At 66.9% G+C, this 15,304-nt stretch carries 12 protein-coding genes; 9 read left to right on the forward strand and 3 right to left on the reverse strand.

Annotation, left to right across the window (positions count from 1 at the left end; translation table 11 throughout):
- The first annotated feature begins 7 nt into the window (after window positions 1-7).
- Both ACSFBE_RS18625 and ACSFBE_RS18630 read left to right on the forward strand, forming a co-directional pair.
- Complete coding sequence (locus tag ACSFBE_RS18625) at window positions 8-610, forward strand: isochorismatase family protein (RefSeq protein ID WP_435491894.1); 603 nt, start codon at window positions 8-10, stop codon at window positions 608-610.
- A 130-nt stretch (window positions 611-740) separates the two neighbouring features.
- Entirely contained in the window at window positions 741-2,669 is a 1,929-nt protein-coding gene (locus tag ACSFBE_RS18630) for a propionate--CoA ligase (RefSeq protein ID WP_435491895.1), read from the forward strand.
- Between the two features lie 15 nt (window positions 2,670-2,684).
- On the opposite strand, the gene ACSFBE_RS18635 is transcribed toward ACSFBE_RS18630, so the two are convergent.
- The gene (locus tag ACSFBE_RS18635; protein ID WP_435491896.1) at window positions 2,685-3,461 is read right to left on the reverse strand and encodes a hypothetical protein; all 777 of its coding nucleotides are present in this window, start codon (window positions 3,459-3,461) and stop codon (window positions 2,685-2,687) included.
- 291 nt (window positions 3,462-3,752) lie between these two features.
- Between ACSFBE_RS18635 and ACSFBE_RS18640 the strand changes: the two genes are divergently transcribed.
- Genes ACSFBE_RS18640 through ACSFBE_RS18660 form a run of 5 tightly spaced genes read left to right on the forward strand, consistent with a single transcriptional unit; the run spans window position 3,753 to window position 11,131 of the window.
- Window positions 3,753-6,623, forward strand: coding sequence for a 2-oxoglutarate dehydrogenase E1 component (locus tag ACSFBE_RS18640; RefSeq protein WP_435491897.1), 2,871 nt, complete (start codon window positions 3,753-3,755; stop codon window positions 6,621-6,623).
- A 54-nt stretch (window positions 6,624-6,677) separates the two neighbouring features.
- Entirely contained in the window at window positions 6,678-7,937 is a 1,260-nt protein-coding gene (gene odhB / locus ACSFBE_RS18645; RefSeq protein WP_435491898.1) for a 2-oxoglutarate dehydrogenase complex dihydrolipoyllysine-residue succinyltransferase, read from the forward strand.
- Window positions 7,938-7,949: 12 nt separating this feature from the next.
- A complete protein-coding gene (gene lpdA, locus ACSFBE_RS18650; RefSeq protein WP_435491899.1) occupies window positions 7,950-9,383 on the forward strand; it encodes a dihydrolipoyl dehydrogenase in 1,434 nt (477 codons plus the stop codon).
- Window positions 9,384-9,387: 4 nt separating this feature from the next.
- Window positions 9,388-10,485, forward strand: a complete 1,098-nt coding sequence (gene zapE, locus ACSFBE_RS18655) for a cell division protein ZapE (protein ID WP_435491900.1) — start codon at window positions 9,388-9,390, stop codon at window positions 10,483-10,485.
- Window position 10,486: 1 nt separating this feature from the next.
- Window positions 10,487-11,131 carry a hypothetical protein gene (locus tag ACSFBE_RS18660; RefSeq protein WP_435491901.1) on the forward strand — a complete coding sequence of 215 codons (645 nt, stop codon included), beginning with the start codon at window positions 10,487-10,489 and terminating at the stop codon, window positions 11,129-11,131.
- A 36-nt stretch (window positions 11,132-11,167) separates the two neighbouring features.
- Here ACSFBE_RS18660 and ACSFBE_RS18665 read toward each other — a convergent pair whose 3' ends face one another.
- Window positions 11,168-11,947 carry a PP2C family protein-serine/threonine phosphatase gene (locus ACSFBE_RS18665; protein ID WP_435491902.1) on the reverse strand — a complete coding sequence of 260 codons (780 nt, stop codon included), beginning with the start codon at window positions 11,945-11,947 and terminating at the stop codon, window positions 11,168-11,170.
- 132 nt (window positions 11,948-12,079) lie between these two features.
- On the opposite strand from ACSFBE_RS18665, the gene ACSFBE_RS18670 reads away from it, so the two are divergent.
- Together ACSFBE_RS18670 and ACSFBE_RS18675 are read left to right on the forward strand one after the other, a co-directional pair.
- Window positions 12,080-12,283 carry a DUF465 domain-containing protein gene (locus ACSFBE_RS18670; protein WP_435491903.1) on the forward strand — a complete coding sequence of 68 codons (204 nt, stop codon included), beginning with the start codon at window positions 12,080-12,082 and terminating at the stop codon, window positions 12,281-12,283.
- Window positions 12,283-14,400, forward strand: coding sequence for a DNA repair helicase YoaA (locus ACSFBE_RS18675; protein ID WP_435491904.1), 2,118 nt, complete (start codon window positions 12,283-12,285; stop codon window positions 14,398-14,400). Before ACSFBE_RS18670 ends, ACSFBE_RS18675 begins: the two co-directional genes overlap by 1 nt.
- Window positions 14,401-14,445: 45 nt before the next feature.
- On the opposite strand, the gene ACSFBE_RS18680 is transcribed toward ACSFBE_RS18675, so the two are convergent.
- Entirely contained in the window at window positions 14,446-15,255 is an 810-nt protein-coding gene (locus tag ACSFBE_RS18680) for an outer membrane protein assembly factor BamD (protein ID WP_435491905.1), read from the reverse strand.
- Window positions 15,256-15,304 lie beyond the last annotated feature (49 nt).

The following is a 15,304-nucleotide window of genomic DNA, read 5'->3' on the forward strand; positions in this document are numbered from 1 at the left end:
TTTCCTCATGCTGCTCGACGCTTCCGTTTCCCAGTTGGTTCTTGTCGACTACCAGGCCCGGCTCATGCCCGCCATCTTCGAGGCCGAAGCCGTGGCCGCCAACGCAGTCCGCCTCGGCAAGATCGCCAGGATGCTGGAGGTGCCGGTGTGGGGCACCGAGCAGAACCCGTCCAAACTGGGCGAGAACCTGCCCGAGATTCGCGCACTGTGCCAGCGTTCGCTCGCCAAGATGCACTTCAGCGGCGTGGAAGAAGGGCTCGGCGAATGGCTCCGGCCGCCGGCCAAGGCGCCGCAAGGCAACGCACGCAGCCTGCCCAAGCATCTGCAGAAACCCAGCGCCGAACAGGAGGAGCGCAACACGGTGGTGATCGCCGGCTGCGAAGCGCATGTCTGCCTGCTGCAGACCGCGCTTGACCTGCTGGAGGACGAATTCGACGTCTGGGTCGTGACCGACGCCTGCAGTTCGCGCACCGAACGCAACCGCGACGCCGCCTTCGACCGCCTGGCCGGTGCCGGCGCCGAACTGGTGACCACCGAGATGGTCGGCTTCGAATGGCTTCGCACGGCGGAGCATCCGGCCTTTCGCGAGTACCAGGCACTGATTCGTTGACGCGGATCAAGGTTGTGGCGCGCCGGGCGGCGGCGCGTGTGTGCGGGCGGGCCGTGTCAGCCCCTTGCAAGCGCGCGCCACAATCATGAAATCAGATCCCGTATCCAGCGGGACCATCCGGAGACACGCCATGCCCACGCCGCTCGATCCCGCGCTGTACAGCGCGTTCTACCGCCGTTCCGTCGACCAGCCCGAGGCCTTTTGGGCCGAGCAGGCCGCGTTCATCGACTGGAAAACGCCGCCGCAGCAGATCCTGGACGCGAGCCGGCCGCCATTCGCGCGCTGGTTCGTGGGCGGAACGACCAACCTCTGCCACAACGCCGTCGATCGTCATCTAGAGGCTCGCGGCGACCAGCCGGCGCTGATCTGCGTGTCCACCGAAACGGGCAGCGAACGCAGCTACAGCTTCCGTGAGTTGCATGCCGAGGTGCAGCGCACGGCTGCCAGCCTGCTGGCGCTGGGCGTGCAGCGCGGCGACCGGGTGCTGATCTACATGCCGATGATCGCCGAGGCGGTGTTCGCGATGCTGGCCTGCGCCCGCGTCGGCGCGGTGCATTGCGTGGTGTTCGGCGGCTTCGCGAGCGGCTCGCTGGCCTCGCGCATCGAGGACGCCGAGCCGGTCGTGGTGGTCAGCGCCGATGCCGGCTCGCGGGCCGGCAAGGTGCTGGCGTACAAGCCGCTGCTCGACGAGGCGATCCGCCTGTCGAAGCACAAGCCCCGGGCGGTGCTGCTGGCCGACCGCGGTCTGGCGCCGATGGCGATGGTGCCCGGACGCGACCACCTGCTGCGCGACCTGGCCGCGCAGCACGCCGAGGCGGTGGTGCCCTGCGCCTGGCTCGAATCGACCGAGATCAGCTACACCATCTACACCAGCGGCACCACCGGCAAGCCCAAGGGCGTGCAACGCGACACCGGCGGTTATGCGGTGGCGCTGGCCGCGAGCATGCGGCACATCTTCGATGGCCGGCCGGGCGAAACCTACTTCTCGACCAGCGACATCGGCTGGGTGGTCGGGCACAGCTACATCGTCTATGGCCCGCTGATCGCCGGCATGGCCACCATTCTTTATGAAGGCCTGCCGACCCAGGGCCTCGATCGGCAGCCCGATGGCGGCATCTGGTGGCAACTGGTCGAGAAGTACAAAGTGACCGTCATGTTCAGCGCACCCACGGCGGTGCGTGTGCTCAAGAAGCAGGACCCGGGGCTGCTGAAGAAATACGATCTCTCGAGCCTGCGCGCGCTCTTCCTGGCCGGCGAGCCACTGGACGAGCCCACGGCACGCTGGATCAGCGATGGCCTGGGCGTGCCGATCATCGACAACTACTGGCAGACCGAGTCGGGCTGGCCGATCATCACCATCGCGAACGGCGTGGAGCGCAAGCCGAGCAAGTTCGGCAGCCCCGGCGTGCCGATGTACGGCTGGCGGGTCAAGATCGTCCATGAATCCACCGGCGAGGAACTGACGGCGCCCGGGGAGAAGGGGGTGTTGGTCGTCGAGGGCCCGACGCCGCCCGGTTTCATGCAAACCGTGTGGCGCGACGACGCGCGCTTCGTCGACACCTATTGGAAGAGCATCCCCGACCGGATGGTCTATTCGACCTTCGACTGGGGCATCCGTGATGCCGATGGCTATTTCTACATCCTGGGCCGCACCGACGATGTGATCAATGTGGCCGGCCATCGGCTGGGTACGCGCGAAATCGAGGAGAGCATTTCGGGCCACGATAACGTGGCCGAAGTCGCCGTGGTTGGCGTGGCCGATCAACTCAAAGGGCAGGTGGCAATGGCGTTCGTGGTGCCCAGAGCCGGCAACGCAGTGACCGACGCCGACGCTGCGCTGAAACTGGAAGGCGAAATCATGAAGCGGGTGGCCGAGCAGTTGGGCGCGTTGGCGCGTCCTGCGCGCGTGCGCTTCGTGACGGCACTGCCCAAGACCCGGAGCGGCAAATTGCTGCGGCGTGCCATCCAGGCGGTGTGCGAAGGGCGCGACCCGGGCGACCTGACGACCATCGACGATCCCGCTTGCTTGCAGCAGATCCAGCGTCTGGTCGGCGTCTGAGCCGGCGGACTTGCCTCAGCGCTCCGTTTGCGCCATGAACTGCCGCACCCGCCGCATGAAAGTGGCGCGCTGGTCCTGCATCGAGGGCGGGAAGCGCGCAGCCAGCGCGGTGGCATATTCGGTCGCCGTGCTGGTTCTGCGGGCTACGCGTGTGATGTCGTCGAGCATGAGGTAGCTCGCCGGGCCCATCGTGAGGCGCAGCGCGGCTTCGACGCCGTCCGCGGAATCCTGCTGCGCGTGCCGCGCGAGCAGTTGCTCGATCCGGGGCAGCAAAACGGCGAGCCCGAAGGCGAGGCCGCAAGCGAGCACCAGGGCGTAGAGCGCCATGAACGCGCCGTAGCTCATGGCCGGAGCGATGATCCGGGCCACGCCCATGAATGCGGCGTAGACCCAGCTCACCGTGCTGATCGAGCCCAGCGTGACGCAGACGAGCGCCGCGCGGCGGAAATCCTGCACCGGGCGGGTGAGCATCGGGAACGCGAAGTGATGCAGCAGCAGCCCGTTGATCGTCAACAGCGACACGACGCTTAGTTTGGCGAGGAGTTTGGGCCGGCCGGCGAGGGCGGCGAGGTTGCTGCCGAGATCCAGCAAGATGAGCGCGCCGCCGGTCAGCCAGAGCAATCCCAGGAGGATCACGAGTTGGCGGCCGGTGGATTGGATCCGGGCGGCGTCGACGTAGTCGGCCGAGAGCAGCGCCAGGTCTTCCCGCGCCACGGTCACGATGGCGAACGCGAAGGCCAAGGTATGGCAGAACACCAGCGCCTGGCTGGCCCCGATGATGAGCATGTTCACGTGTTGTCCTCCCTGACCGGTGACGTCCCGGCATGCGCACGGGCTCAAATGTTAGTACTTATTAATTCATCTCCGGCGCATCGCAGACCCGCTGGCGCAACTTCAGTCGCCAAACCGGCATTAGTGCAAATCTCCATGCCGCTCCAGCAGCCTCGGATGCGCGTGGCACAATGCAGGCGTACTCAGGCCCTTCCCTAGCCACAGTCGCATCCGCCAACCGGTCCAGCCGTGTCGCGGAAGGTTTCTTAAACCAGCTAATGCTTCCTTCAGGGAAGCGAAAGTCAGCGGAACATGAGCGATTCGTCGTCCGTCTATCACGCCTACCAAGGCAACACCTACCTCTTCGGCGGCAACGCGCCCTATGTCGAGGAGATGTACGAGAACTACCTGGCCAATCCGGGCAGCGTCCCCGACAACTGGCGCTCCTATTTCGACGCGCTGCAGCATGTGCCGGCCGTCGATGGCACCAATGCCCGCGACGTTCCCCACCAGCCGGTCATCAACGCCTTCGCCGAACGCGCCAAGCAGGGCACGACCAAGGTGGTGCAGGCCAGCGGTGCCGATTCGGAACTCGGTCGCCAGCGCACCGCGGTCCAGCAGCTGATCGCGGCCTACCGCAACGTCGGCGCCCGCTGGGCCGACCTCGACCCGCTCAAGCGCACCGAGCGCCCGGCGATCCCCGAGCTCGAACCGTCGTTCTACGGTCTGCGCGACGCCGACCTCGAAACGGTGTTCAACACGAGCAACACCTTCTTCGGCAAGGACACCATGTCCCTGCGCGATCTGCTCAACGCCTTGCGTGAAACGTACTGCGGCACCATCGGCGCCGAGTACATGTACACCACCGACCACCAGCAAAAGCGCTGGTGGCAGCAGAAGCTCGAGACGGCGCGCACCAACCCCAAGCTCAATACCGACCAGAAGAAGCATGTGCTCGAGCGCCTGACGGCCGCCGAAGGCCTGGAGCGCTTCCTTCATACCAAGTACGTCGGCCAGAAGCGCTTTTCGCTCGAAGGCGGCGAAAGCTTCATCGTGTCGATGGACGAACTGATCAACGAGGCCGGCGTCAAGGGCGTGCAGGAAATCGTGATCGGCATGGCCCACCGCGGCCGCCTCAACGTGCTGGTCAATTCGCTCGGCAAGATGCCGGCCGACCTGTTCGCCGAGTTCGACCACACCGCCCCCGAAGAGCTGCCCAGCGGCGACGTGAAGTACCACCAGGGCTTCAGCTCCGACGTGAGCACCCGCGGCGGCCCGGTGCACCTGAGCCTCGCGTTCAACCCTTCTCACCTCGAAATCGTGAACCCGGTGGTCGAAGGCTCGGTGCGCGCCCGCATGGACCGCCGCGGCGACCCGCTCGGCAAGCAGGTGCTGCCGATCATCGTGCACGGCGACGCGGCCTTCGCCGGCCAGGGCGTCGTGATGGAAACGCTGGCGCTGGCCGAGACGCGTGGCTATTCCACCGGCGGCACGGTGCACATCGTCATCAACAACCAGATCGGCTTCACCACCAGCGACCCGCGCGACAGCCGCTCGACGCTGTACTGCTCGGACATCGTCAAGATGATCGAAGCACCGGTGCTGCATGTGAACGGCGACGATCCCGAAGCCGTGGTGCTGGCCACCCAGCTCGCGCTCGACTTCCGGATGGAATTCCAGAAGGACGTGGTCGTCGACATCATCTGCTTCCGCAAGCTGGGCCACAACGAGCAGGACACCCCCTCGCTCACCCAGCCGCTGATGTACAAGAAGATCGCCCAGCACCCGGGCACGCGCAAGCTGTACGCCGACAAGCTGGCTGCGCAGGGCCTGGGCGACACGCTCGGCGACGACATGGTCAAGGCGCAACGCGCGGCCTTCGACGCCGGCAAGAACACGTCCGACCCGGTGCTCACCAACTTCAAGAGCAAGTACGCGGTCGACTGGAGCCCCTTCCTCAACAAGAAGTGGACCGATGCCGGTGACACCGCCATCCCGACCGCCGAGTGGAAGCGCATCGCCGAGAAGATCACGGCCGTGCCGGCCGGCTTCACCGTGCATCCGCTGGTGAAGAAGGTGCTGGACGATCGCGCCGCCATGGGCCGCGGCGACGTCAACGTCGACTGGGGCATGGGCGAGCACATGGCCTTCGCCTCGCTGGTGGCCAGCGGCTACCCGGTGCGCTTGTCGGGCGAAGACTCGGGCCGCGGCACGTTCACGCACCGCCACGCCGTGCTGCACGACCAGAACCGCGAGAAGTTCGACGTCGGCACCTACGTGCCGCTGCAGAACGTGGCCGAGAACCAGGCGCCCTTCGTCGTGATCGACTCGATCCTGTCCGAAGAAGCGGTGCTGGCCTTCGAATACGGCTACGCCTCGAACGACCCGAACACGCTCGTCATCTGGGAAGCTCAGTTCGGCGACTTCGTGAACGGCGCGCAGGTCGTGATCGACCAGTTCATCGCATCCGGCGAGGTGAAGTGGGGCCGCGTCAACGGCCTGACGCTGATGCTGCCGCACGGCTACGAAGGCCAGGGGCCGGAGCACAGCTCGGCGCGCCTCGAACGCTTCATGCAGTTGAGCGCCGACACCAACATGCAGGTGGTGCAGCCGACCACGGCCAGCCAGATCTTCCACATCCTGCGTCGCCAGATGGTGCGCAACCTGCGCAAGCCGCTGATCATCCTCACGCCCAAGTCGCTGCTGCGCAACAAGGATGCAACCTCGCCGCTGTCCGAGTTCACCAAGGGTTTCTTCCAGACCGTCATCCCCGACGCGAAGGACCTCAAGGCCGACAAGGTCAAGCGCGTGATCGCCTGCTCGGGCAAGGTCTACTACGACCTGGCCAAGAAGCGCGAGGAGAAGGGCGTCGACGACGTGGCGATCATCCGCGTCGAGCAGCTCTATCCGTTCCCGCACAAGGCCTTCTCCGCCGAACTGAAGAAGTACCCGAACCTGGCCGACGTGGTCTGGTGCCAGGATGAGCCGCAGAACCAGGGCGCCTGGTTCTTCGTGCAACACTACATCCACGAAAACATGGCCGATGGCCAGAAGCTGGGCTATTCCGGTCGCGCCGCTTCGGCATCGCCGGCGGTCGGCTATTCGCACCTGCACCAGGAGCAGCAGAAGGCGCTGGTCGACGGCGCGTTCGGCAAGCTCAAGGGTTTCGTCCTCACGAAGTGAGCCGGCTCCCCCCATCCATCCCACCTATAAATAGAAGTCGGAGCACTCTACAAAATGTCTATCGTTGAAGTCAAAGTCCCTGAGTTGTCGGAATCGGTGGCCGAAGCCACCATGCTCACCTGGAAGAAGAAGGCCGGCGAAGCCGTCGCCATCGATGAAATCCTGATCGAGATCGAGACCGACAAGGTCGTGCTCGAAGTGCCGGCGCCATCGGCCGGCGTGCTGGCCGAGATCGTGCAAGGTGATGGTGCCACCGTGGTGGCCGGGCAGGTCATCGCCAAGATCGACTCCGAAGGCAAGGCCGGCGCAGCAGCGCCCGCCGCCGCGGCACCCGCTGCCGCCGCACCGGCACCGGCCCAAGCCGCTGCGGCCGCCACCGGCGGTTCGAAGTCCGACGTCGCCATGCCCGCCGCTGCCAAGCTGCTGGCCGACAACAACCTGTCGACCGGCGACGTCGCCGGATCCGGCAAGGACGGCCGCGTGACCAAGGGCGACGTGCTCGGCGCCGTGGCCTCGGGCACGACCGCCAAGGCCCCGGCCGCTGCGCCGGCACCGGCCGCCAAGCCGGCGCTGCAGCAAGTCGCTGCATCGTCGAGCCCGAAGGACCTGGGCGAGCGCCCCGAGCAGCGCGTGCCGATGAGCCGCCTGCGCGCCCGCATCGCCGAACGTCTGCTGCAATCGCAGTCGACCAACGCCATCCTGACCACCTTCAATGAAGTCAACATGGCCCCGGTCATGGAGATGCGCAAGAAGTTCCAGGACCAGTTCACCAAGGAACACGGCGTGAAGATCGGTTTCATGAGCTTCTTCGTGAAGGCCGCGGTGCATGCGCTGAAGAAATTCCCGGTCATCAACGCCTCGGTCGACGGCAACGACATCGTCTACCACGGCTACTTCGACATCGGCATCGCCGTCGGTTCGCCGCGTGGCCTGGTGGTGCCGATCCTGCGCAACGCCGACCAGATGAGCTTCGCCGAGATCGAAAAGAAGATCGCCGAATTCGGCAAGAAGGCCCAGGACGGCAAGCTGGGCATCGAAGACATGACCGGCGGCACCTTCTCCATCTCCAACGGCGGCACCTTCGGCTCGATGCTGTCGACGCCCATCATCAACCCGCCGCAGTCGGCCATCCTGGGCGTGCACGCGACCAAGGACCGCGCGGTGGTGGAGAACGGCCAGATCGTGATCCGTCCGATGAACTACCTGGCGATGTCGTACGACCACCGCATCATCGACGGCCGCGAAGCCGTGCTGGGCCTGGTCGCCATGAAGGAAGCGCTGGAAGACCCGTCGCGCCTCCTCTTCGACATCTGAGGACGCACACAGATGGCTGATACCAAGCAATTCGACGTCATCGTCATCGGCGGCGGCCCCGGCGGCTATATAGCCGCCATCCGTGCGGCGCAACTCGGCTTCAACGTCGCCTGTGTCGACGAATGGAAGAACGCCAAGGGCGGCCCCGCCCTGGGCGGCACCTGCACCAACATCGGCTGCATTCCGTCGAAGGCGTTGCTGCAATCGTCCGAGCATTACGAGCATGCCGGCAAGCACTTCGCCGACCACGGGATCAACGTGAAGGGCCTGGAGCTCGACGTCGGCAAGATGCTGGCCCGCAAGGACCAGGTCGTGAAGCAGAACAACGACGGCATTACCTACCTCTTCAAGAAGAACAAGATCACGTCCTTCCATGGCCGTGCCTCCTTCGTGAAGGCCGCCGACGGTGGCTACGAGATCAAGGTCGCGGGCGCTGCCGAAGAGTCGATCGTCGGTAAGCACATCATCGTCGCCACGGGCTCCAATGCCCGTGCGCTGCCGGGTGCACCGTTCGACGAAGAGAACATCCTGTCGAACGACGGCGCGCTGCGCGTCGGCGCGGTGCCCAAGAAGCTGGCGCTGATCGGCTCCGGCGTGATCGGCCTCGAAATGGGCTCGGTCTGGCGCCGCTTCGGTGCCGAAGTCACCGTGCTCGAAGGCCTACCGACCTTCCTGGGCGCGGTCGACGACCAGATCGCCAAGGAAGCCAAGAAGGCCTTCGACAAGCAGGGCCTGAAGATCGAACTCGGCGTGAAGGTCGGCGAGGTCAAGACCGGCAAGAAGGGTGTCAGCGTCGCCTACACCAACGCCAAGGGCGAAGCGGTGTCGCTCGACGTCGACAAGCTGATCGTCTCGATCGGCCGCGTGCCCAACACCATCGGCCTGAACGCCGAAGCCGTGGGCCTGGCGCTGGACGAGCGCGGCGCCATCACGGTGGACGATGCCTGCAAGACCAACCTGCCGAACGTCTGGGCGATCGGCGACGTGGTGCGCGGCCCGATGCTGGCGCACAAGGCAGAAGAAGAGGGCGTGGCCGTGGCCGAGCGCATTGCCGGCCAGCATGGGCACGTCAACTTCAACACGATCCCGTGGGTGATCTACACCTCGCCGGAAATCGCGTGGGTCGGCCAGACCGAGCAGCAGCTCAAGGCCAGCGGCCGTGCCTACAAGGCCGGCACCTTCCCGTTCCTCGCGAACGGTCGGGCGCGCGCGCTGGGCGACACGACCGGCATGGTCAAGTTCCTGGCCGATGCAACCACGGACGAGATCCTCGGCGTGCACATGGTGGGCCCGCAGGTCAGCGAGCTGATCTCCGAAGCCGTCGTGGCGATGGAGTTCAAGGCCAGCGCCGAAGACATCGCCCGCATCTGCCACGCGCACCCGTCGCTGTCCGAAGCGACGAAGGAAGCGGCGCTCGCCGTCGACAAGCGCACGCTGAACTTCTGATCCTTTGAGCGTCCAGCAAGCGTACGAGGCAGAACTCGCCTCGCGTGGCTTCCAGAGCGACCCCGCGCAACTGCGCGCGGTGGCCGCGCTGGAGCGCTGCGCCAACGAGTGGGCGGCCTACAAGGCGCGGCGTTCCAATGCGCTGAAGAAGATCATCAACCGCCCGGACGTGCCACGCGGCGTCTACATGTACGGCGGGGTCGGCCGCGGCAAGAGCTTCCTGATGGACTGCTTCTTCAACGCCGTGCCGATCAAGCGCAAGACGCGGCTGCATTTCCACGAGTTCATGCGCGAAGTGCACCGCGAGTTGGCGGACCTGCAGGGCATCGTCAATCCGCTGGACGAACTCGGCAAGCGGATTTCCAAGCGCTACAAGTTGATCTGCTTCGACGAGTTCCACGTCGCCGACATCACCGATGCGATGATCCTGCACCGGCTGCTGGTCGCGCTGTTCGAGAACGGCGTGGGCTTCGTCACCACCTCCAATTTCAAGCCGGACGACCTGTACCCGGACGGCCTGCACCGCGACCGCATCCTGCCGGCCATTGCGCTGCTGAACGAGAAGCTCGAGGTGCTGAGCGTCGACAACGGCACTGACTACCGGCGCCGCACGCTCGAACAGGTGCGGCTGTACCTCACGCCCAACGGCCCCGAGGCCGATCAGGAAATGACGGTTGCCTTCAACAGGCTCGCGGAGAGCGCCGACGAAGATTCGGTACTGCACATCGAGGCGCGCGAGATTCAGGCCCGTCGCAAGGCCGGCGGGCTGGTCTGGTTCGACTTCAAGACGCTCTGCGGCGGCCCGCGCTCGCAGAACGACTACCTGGAGATCGCGACCCAGTTCCACACCGTGCTGCTGTCCGACGTGCCACAGATGACGGTGGCTCGGGCCTCGGAAGCGCGCCGTTTCACCTGGCTGGTCGACGTGTTCTACGACCGCCGGGTCAAGCTCATCGTGTCGGCGGCGGTCCCGCCGGAGGCGTTGTACACCGAGGGCCCGCTGGCCCACGAGTTCCCGCGCACGGTGTCCCGGCTGACGGAAATGCAGTCGGCGGAGTTCCTGGCGCTGGAACGCCGGACGGTCGATACGCGTCTCACCTGACATGAGCTTCAAGAAACTTCTTCTCTGCATCGCACTCGTGGCCGCCGGCATGCCGACCTGGGCCCAGACCAATGCGGCCGCCGGCAATGTCGACATGGAGGCCGAGCGCGCCCGCTTGTCGAAAGAGCGAGCCGAATCGGTGGAGCGCGCCAAGACCGAGCGGACGGCCTGCTACCAGCGTTTCGCGGTGGAGGATTGCCTGCAGGAGAGCCGGCGCAAGCGTCGGACGGTCGAAGACGGCATCAAGCGGCAGGAGGCCGACCTGAACGACATGGAACGCAAGCGCCGCGCCGCTGCACAGCTCGAGCGCCTCGACAAGGCGCCTCCACGCGCGCAGGACGACCCGGTCGAGCAGGAGAAGGCCCGCCAGTCGCAGCAGGGGCGGGAGCAGCGCGCCGCCGACCATGCGAAGAGCCGTGCCGACGTGGCGGCGGAAGCCGAAGCGAACCGGCGCCGCTTCGAAGACAAGCAGCGCACCCAGGCCGAGGAGCAGGCCAAGGCCGCGCGCCTGAAGGCCGAAGCGCCGGCCGAGCGCGCGCGCTACGAGCGCAAGTTGCAGAAGGCCGCGGAGCATCGGGCCGAACGCGAGCGGCAGAACACCGAGCGCACGAAGCCCCGTTCGGCCCCGCTGTCGCCACCTCCCTGAGCCTTCCTGAGGCCCCAGTGGCGGGCTAGGCGGTCGTCAGGCCGCGGTATCTTCCTTCGGCAGCGGCTCGACCTTCAGCACGACCAGCGACAGGTTGTCCCCGGTGCCGCGGGCGCGCCGTCGGGCTTCGTTCACCAGCATCTCGACCGCCATGCGCGGCGGCTGGGTGGCGAGCACGCCACCGAGTTCCTGGGGGCTGAAGTAGTGCCAGAGGCCGTCGCTGCAGGCCATCAGCACGTCGCCGGGCTCGAGCTGCGGGATGAAATGCAGGTCGACCGGCGGCGGCGTGCTCGTCATGCCGAGGCAGCCGAGCAGGATGTTTCCCTGCGGATGCACGTTGGCCTCGCGTTCGGTGATCTCACCGCGGTCTATCAGCACCTGCACGTAGGAATGGTCGCGGGTGCGTTCCACCAGCCGCTCGCGGCGGAAGTGGTAAATGCGCGAATCGCCGGCGTGGATCCAGGCGCAGCCGCCGCTCGGGTTCACCAGGAACGCGGCCAGGGTGCTGTGCGGCTCCTGTTCGCTCGACAGGGCCGTCAGCTTGATGACGGTGTGCGCGTCTTCCAGCATCTGCCGCAGCAGCGCTCCGGCGTCATCGCGGTCGGGGCGGTAGCGGGCGAACAACTGGTTGGCTGTCATCAGCACCTGGTCCGAGGCCTTGCGGCCGCCACTGCGGCCACCCATGCCGTCGGCAACGATGCCCAGCACGCAACCGACCGCGCGCGGATGGCTGATCATCGCCACCTGGTCCTGCTGGTAGGCGCGGTCGCCCTTGTGCAGGCCGGTGGCGGCGGAAAGTCGGAAACCTCGTGTCATGGCGCGGATGCGCCGGGGGCGCGGTTGAAAGGCGTCGGGGAAGAGGGAGCGGCGACGTATTATCGAGCGAAGCCGTATCGACGTCGGCTGCGCCGGCCACCGGCGTTGCGAATTCCGAATCCCCCATCTCCCTTGGACTTCAATCTCCATTCCCCGTCCCGCCATTTGATCGAGCTGCGCATGGCGCACGCCGACCTGAACGCGAGCATCGACCGACTGGGCGAGGTCCTGCCGCAAGACGAGCTGCTGCTGCGTCGCCTCAAGAAGCGGCGACTCGCGCTGCGCGACCAGATCGCGCGCGTCGAGCGTTCGGTCGAGCCGCAAGAGCCCGCCTGATGGTCCCCGGCAAGCTCGCCTTCGAGGGGGACGGCGATGGCGATGGCGATGGCGACGAGGACAACCTCGACGCGCTGCTCGGCGGGGCCCCGCCACCCGGGCCGACGTCGCGCAAGCCGGCGGCGCTGGTCGACGAGGTGCGCGCGGTCTTCGCGCCGGACGGCGTGCTGTCGCACGCGGCCGATCAGTTCCGGGAGCGTGAAGGGCAGACGCAGATGGCGCTGGCCGTCGCACGCACCATCGTCGACGGCGGCGAACTGGTGGTCGAAGCCGGCACCGGTGTCGGCAAGACCTTTTCCTACCTGGTGCCGGCCCTGCTGAGCGGCGAGCGCGTGCTGCTGTCGACCGCCACCAAGACGCTGCAGGACCAGCTCTTCGGCCGCGACCTGCCGCGCCTGGTCGATGCCTTGAAGCTGCCGGTGCGCACCGCGCTGCTCAAGGGTCGGGCCAGCTACCTGTGCCTGCACCGGCTCGACCTGGCGCGCCACGACACCTCGCCGGAACGCGGCAGCCTGCGCACGCTGGCCAAGATCGAGCAGTGGTCCAAGGCCACCCGCACCGGTGACCTGGCCGAGTTGCCAGGGCTGGACGAGCGATCGCCGCTCATCCCGCTGATCACCTCGACGCGCGACAACTGCCTGGGCGCGCAGTGCCCGCAGTTCAAGCCCTGCCACGTCAACCTCGCGCGGCGCGAGGCGCTGGCGGCCGACGTGGTGGTCATCAACCACCACCTGTTCTTCGCCGACCTGGCGGTGCGCGAATCGGGCATGGCCGAGTTGCTGCCGTCGGTGCGTGTGGTGGTGTTCGACGAGGCACACCAGCTCAACGAGACCGGCGTGCAGTTCCTGGGCGTGCAGTTCGGTACTGGCCAGGCACTCGATTTCGCACGCGACGTGCTGGCGGCCGGCCTGCAGCACGCGCGCGGGCTGGCCGACTGGACGCAGCGCGTGGCCGAGGTCGAGCGTGCGGCGCGCGAACTTCGGCTGGCTGCCGGCAAGCAATGGCCGGGTGCCAAGCTGCGCTGGGCCGGCGACGCGCCGGAAGGCCTGGCGCCGACGCTGTGGCAGGGCGCGCTGGGCGACCTGCAGGAGGCCTTCGAGCAGGCCGCCGACGCGCTCGCCACCGTGAGCGAGATCTCGCCCGACTTCGTTCGCCTGCACGAGCGGGCCGAGCAGCTGGCCGAGCGGGCCGCACGCTTCGTGCAGCCCTGTGCGCTCGGCTCGGTGCGCTGGGTCGACGTCGGTACGCAGCTGCGGCTGGTCGAGTCGCCGCTGGACATCGCCGAGGCGGTTCGCACGCGGGTGCTGAAGAAGGGCGCCGCGGAGGCCGAGGACGGCGGTCGCGCCTGGATCTTCACCTCGGCCACGCTCGGCGACGACCCGCGGCTGCGCTGGTTCACCGAGCCCTGCGGCCTGACCGACGCCGAGGTGCTGCGAGTGCAGAGCCCGTTCGACTACGCCGAGCAGGCGGCGCTCTATGTGCCGCGCGCCTTTCCCAAGCCCAACGATCCGTCGCATGGCGCCGAGGTCGCGCGGCTGGCGGCGCGCGGCGCAGCGACGCTGGGCGGGCGCACGCTGGTGCTGACCACCACGCTGCGGGCGTTGCGCACCATCGGCGACGCGATCCGGCAGCAGCTCGAACAGGTGGAGAGCGATCGCCGCCCGGCGGTGCTGGTGCAGGGCGAACTGCCCAAGCGCGTCCTGATGGATCGCTTTCGGGCCGGCGACGGGCAGGGCGGCAGCGGCTGCGTGCTGGTGGCATCGGCCTCCTTCTGGGAAGGTTTCGACGCACCCGGCGATGCGCTGCAACTGGTGGTGATCGACAAGCTGCCCTTTCCGCCGCCGAACGATCCGCTGGTCGAGGCGCGCTCGCAGCGGCTGGAGGCAGAAGGCCGCAACGCCTTCGGTGACTACTCGCTGCCCGAAGCCGCGGTGGCGCTGAAGCAGGGCGCCGGCCGGCTCATCCGGCGCGAAACCGATGTGGGCGTGCTGGCGATCTGCGACACCCGGCTGGTCAGCATGGGCTACGGCCGGCGGCTGATCGCCGCCTTGCCGCCGATGCGGCGGCTGGACAGCGAAGCGGATTTCGACGCTGCGCTCGAGGCGCTGCCGCGCTAACTGGCCAGCAGCGGAGGTGAGACGCGGTGCGCGCTCACCAGATGCTTACCAGACCTTCCACCACGGATCGTCCTTGCTGCGGAAGCCGCGTGTCAGGTACTCGCTTTGCGGGTAGTTGGTGGTCAGGACGCGCTTGGCATCGTCGCGCAGGTCGTTGAGCCCCAGCTTGTCGTACGACTGGACCATGATGTAGAGCGCCTCTTCGAGGGCCGGCACTTCGCGGTAGTCCGCCAGGGCCAGCTGGGCCCGGTTGATGGCCGCCAGGTAGGCGCCGCGCTGGTAGTAGTAGCGCGCCACATGCACTTCGTACTGGGCCAGCGAATTGACCACGTAGTTCATGCGCTGCCGGGCGTCCGGGGTGTAACGCGAATCGGGGAAGCGGGTGACCAGTTCCTTGAAGGCCTGGAACGATTCCTTGGCCGCCTTCTGGTCGCGCTCGGACAGGTCCTGGCGCGTGAGGAACGCGAACATGCCCAGGTCGTCGTTGAAGTTGATGATGCCCTTGAGGTACAGCGCATAGTCCAGCGCCGGGCTGGCCGGGTGCAGCTTCATGAAGCGGTCGATCGTCGCGATGGCGGCTGGCTTCTCGCCTGCCTTGTACTGCGCGTAGGCCTTTTCCAACTGTGCCTGCTGGGCCAGCGGCGTACCGGCCGCGCGGCCCTCGAGCTTCTCGTACAAGGGGATCGCCTTGTCGTAGGCGCCGGAGCCGGCTTCGTCCTTGGCTTCGCTGTAGATCTTGTTGGGGCTCCAGTTGGCCGTCTCGTCGACCTTGGTGGTCGAGCAGCCGGCGACGAGCCACGCGGCCGCAACGAGCGCCGTCCACGCGGGGACAACCGATAATTTGGCGCGAAACATCACATGAAGCTTTCTTGAAACAAGTACCTTCAATTATATCGACCGACCC

Source organism: Variovorax sucrosi (genome assembly GCF_051216635.1).
In the GTDB taxonomy this organism is placed as follows: Bacteria; Pseudomonadota; Gammaproteobacteria; order Burkholderiales; family Burkholderiaceae_C; genus Variovorax.

What these genes read in the sequence shown, in the direction of transcription:
- ACSFBE_RS18625 (WP_435491894.1), top strand. Translation starts at nt 8, where the DNA reads ATGCTGCTCGACGCTTCCGTTTCCCAGTTGGTTCTTGTCGACTACCAG.
- lpdA (WP_435491899.1), top strand. Translation starts at nt 7,950, where the DNA reads ATGGCTGATACCAAGCAATTCGACGTCATCGTCATCGGCGGCGGCCCC.
- ACSFBE_RS18665 (WP_435491902.1), bottom strand. Translation starts at nt 11,947, where the DNA reads ATGACACGAGGTTTCCGACTTTCCGCCGCCACCGGCCTGCACAAGGGC.
- ACSFBE_RS18675 (WP_435491904.1), top strand. Translation starts at nt 12,283, where the DNA reads ATGGTCCCCGGCAAGCTCGCCTTCGAGGGGGACGGCGATGGCGATGGC.
- ACSFBE_RS18630 (WP_435491895.1), top strand. Translation starts at nt 741, where the DNA reads ATGCCCACGCCGCTCGATCCCGCGCTGTACAGCGCGTTCTACCGCCGT.
- odhB (WP_435491898.1), top strand. Translation starts at nt 6,678, where the DNA reads ATGTCTATCGTTGAAGTCAAAGTCCCTGAGTTGTCGGAATCGGTGGCC.
- ACSFBE_RS18640 (WP_435491897.1), top strand. Translation starts at nt 3,753, where the DNA reads ATGAGCGATTCGTCGTCCGTCTATCACGCCTACCAAGGCAACACCTAC.
- ACSFBE_RS18680 (WP_435491905.1), bottom strand. Translation starts at nt 15,255, where the DNA reads ATGTTTCGCGCCAAATTATCGGTTGTCCCCGCGTGGACGGCGCTCGTT.
- ACSFBE_RS18660 (WP_435491901.1), top strand. Translation starts at nt 10,487, where the DNA reads ATGAGCTTCAAGAAACTTCTTCTCTGCATCGCACTCGTGGCCGCCGGC.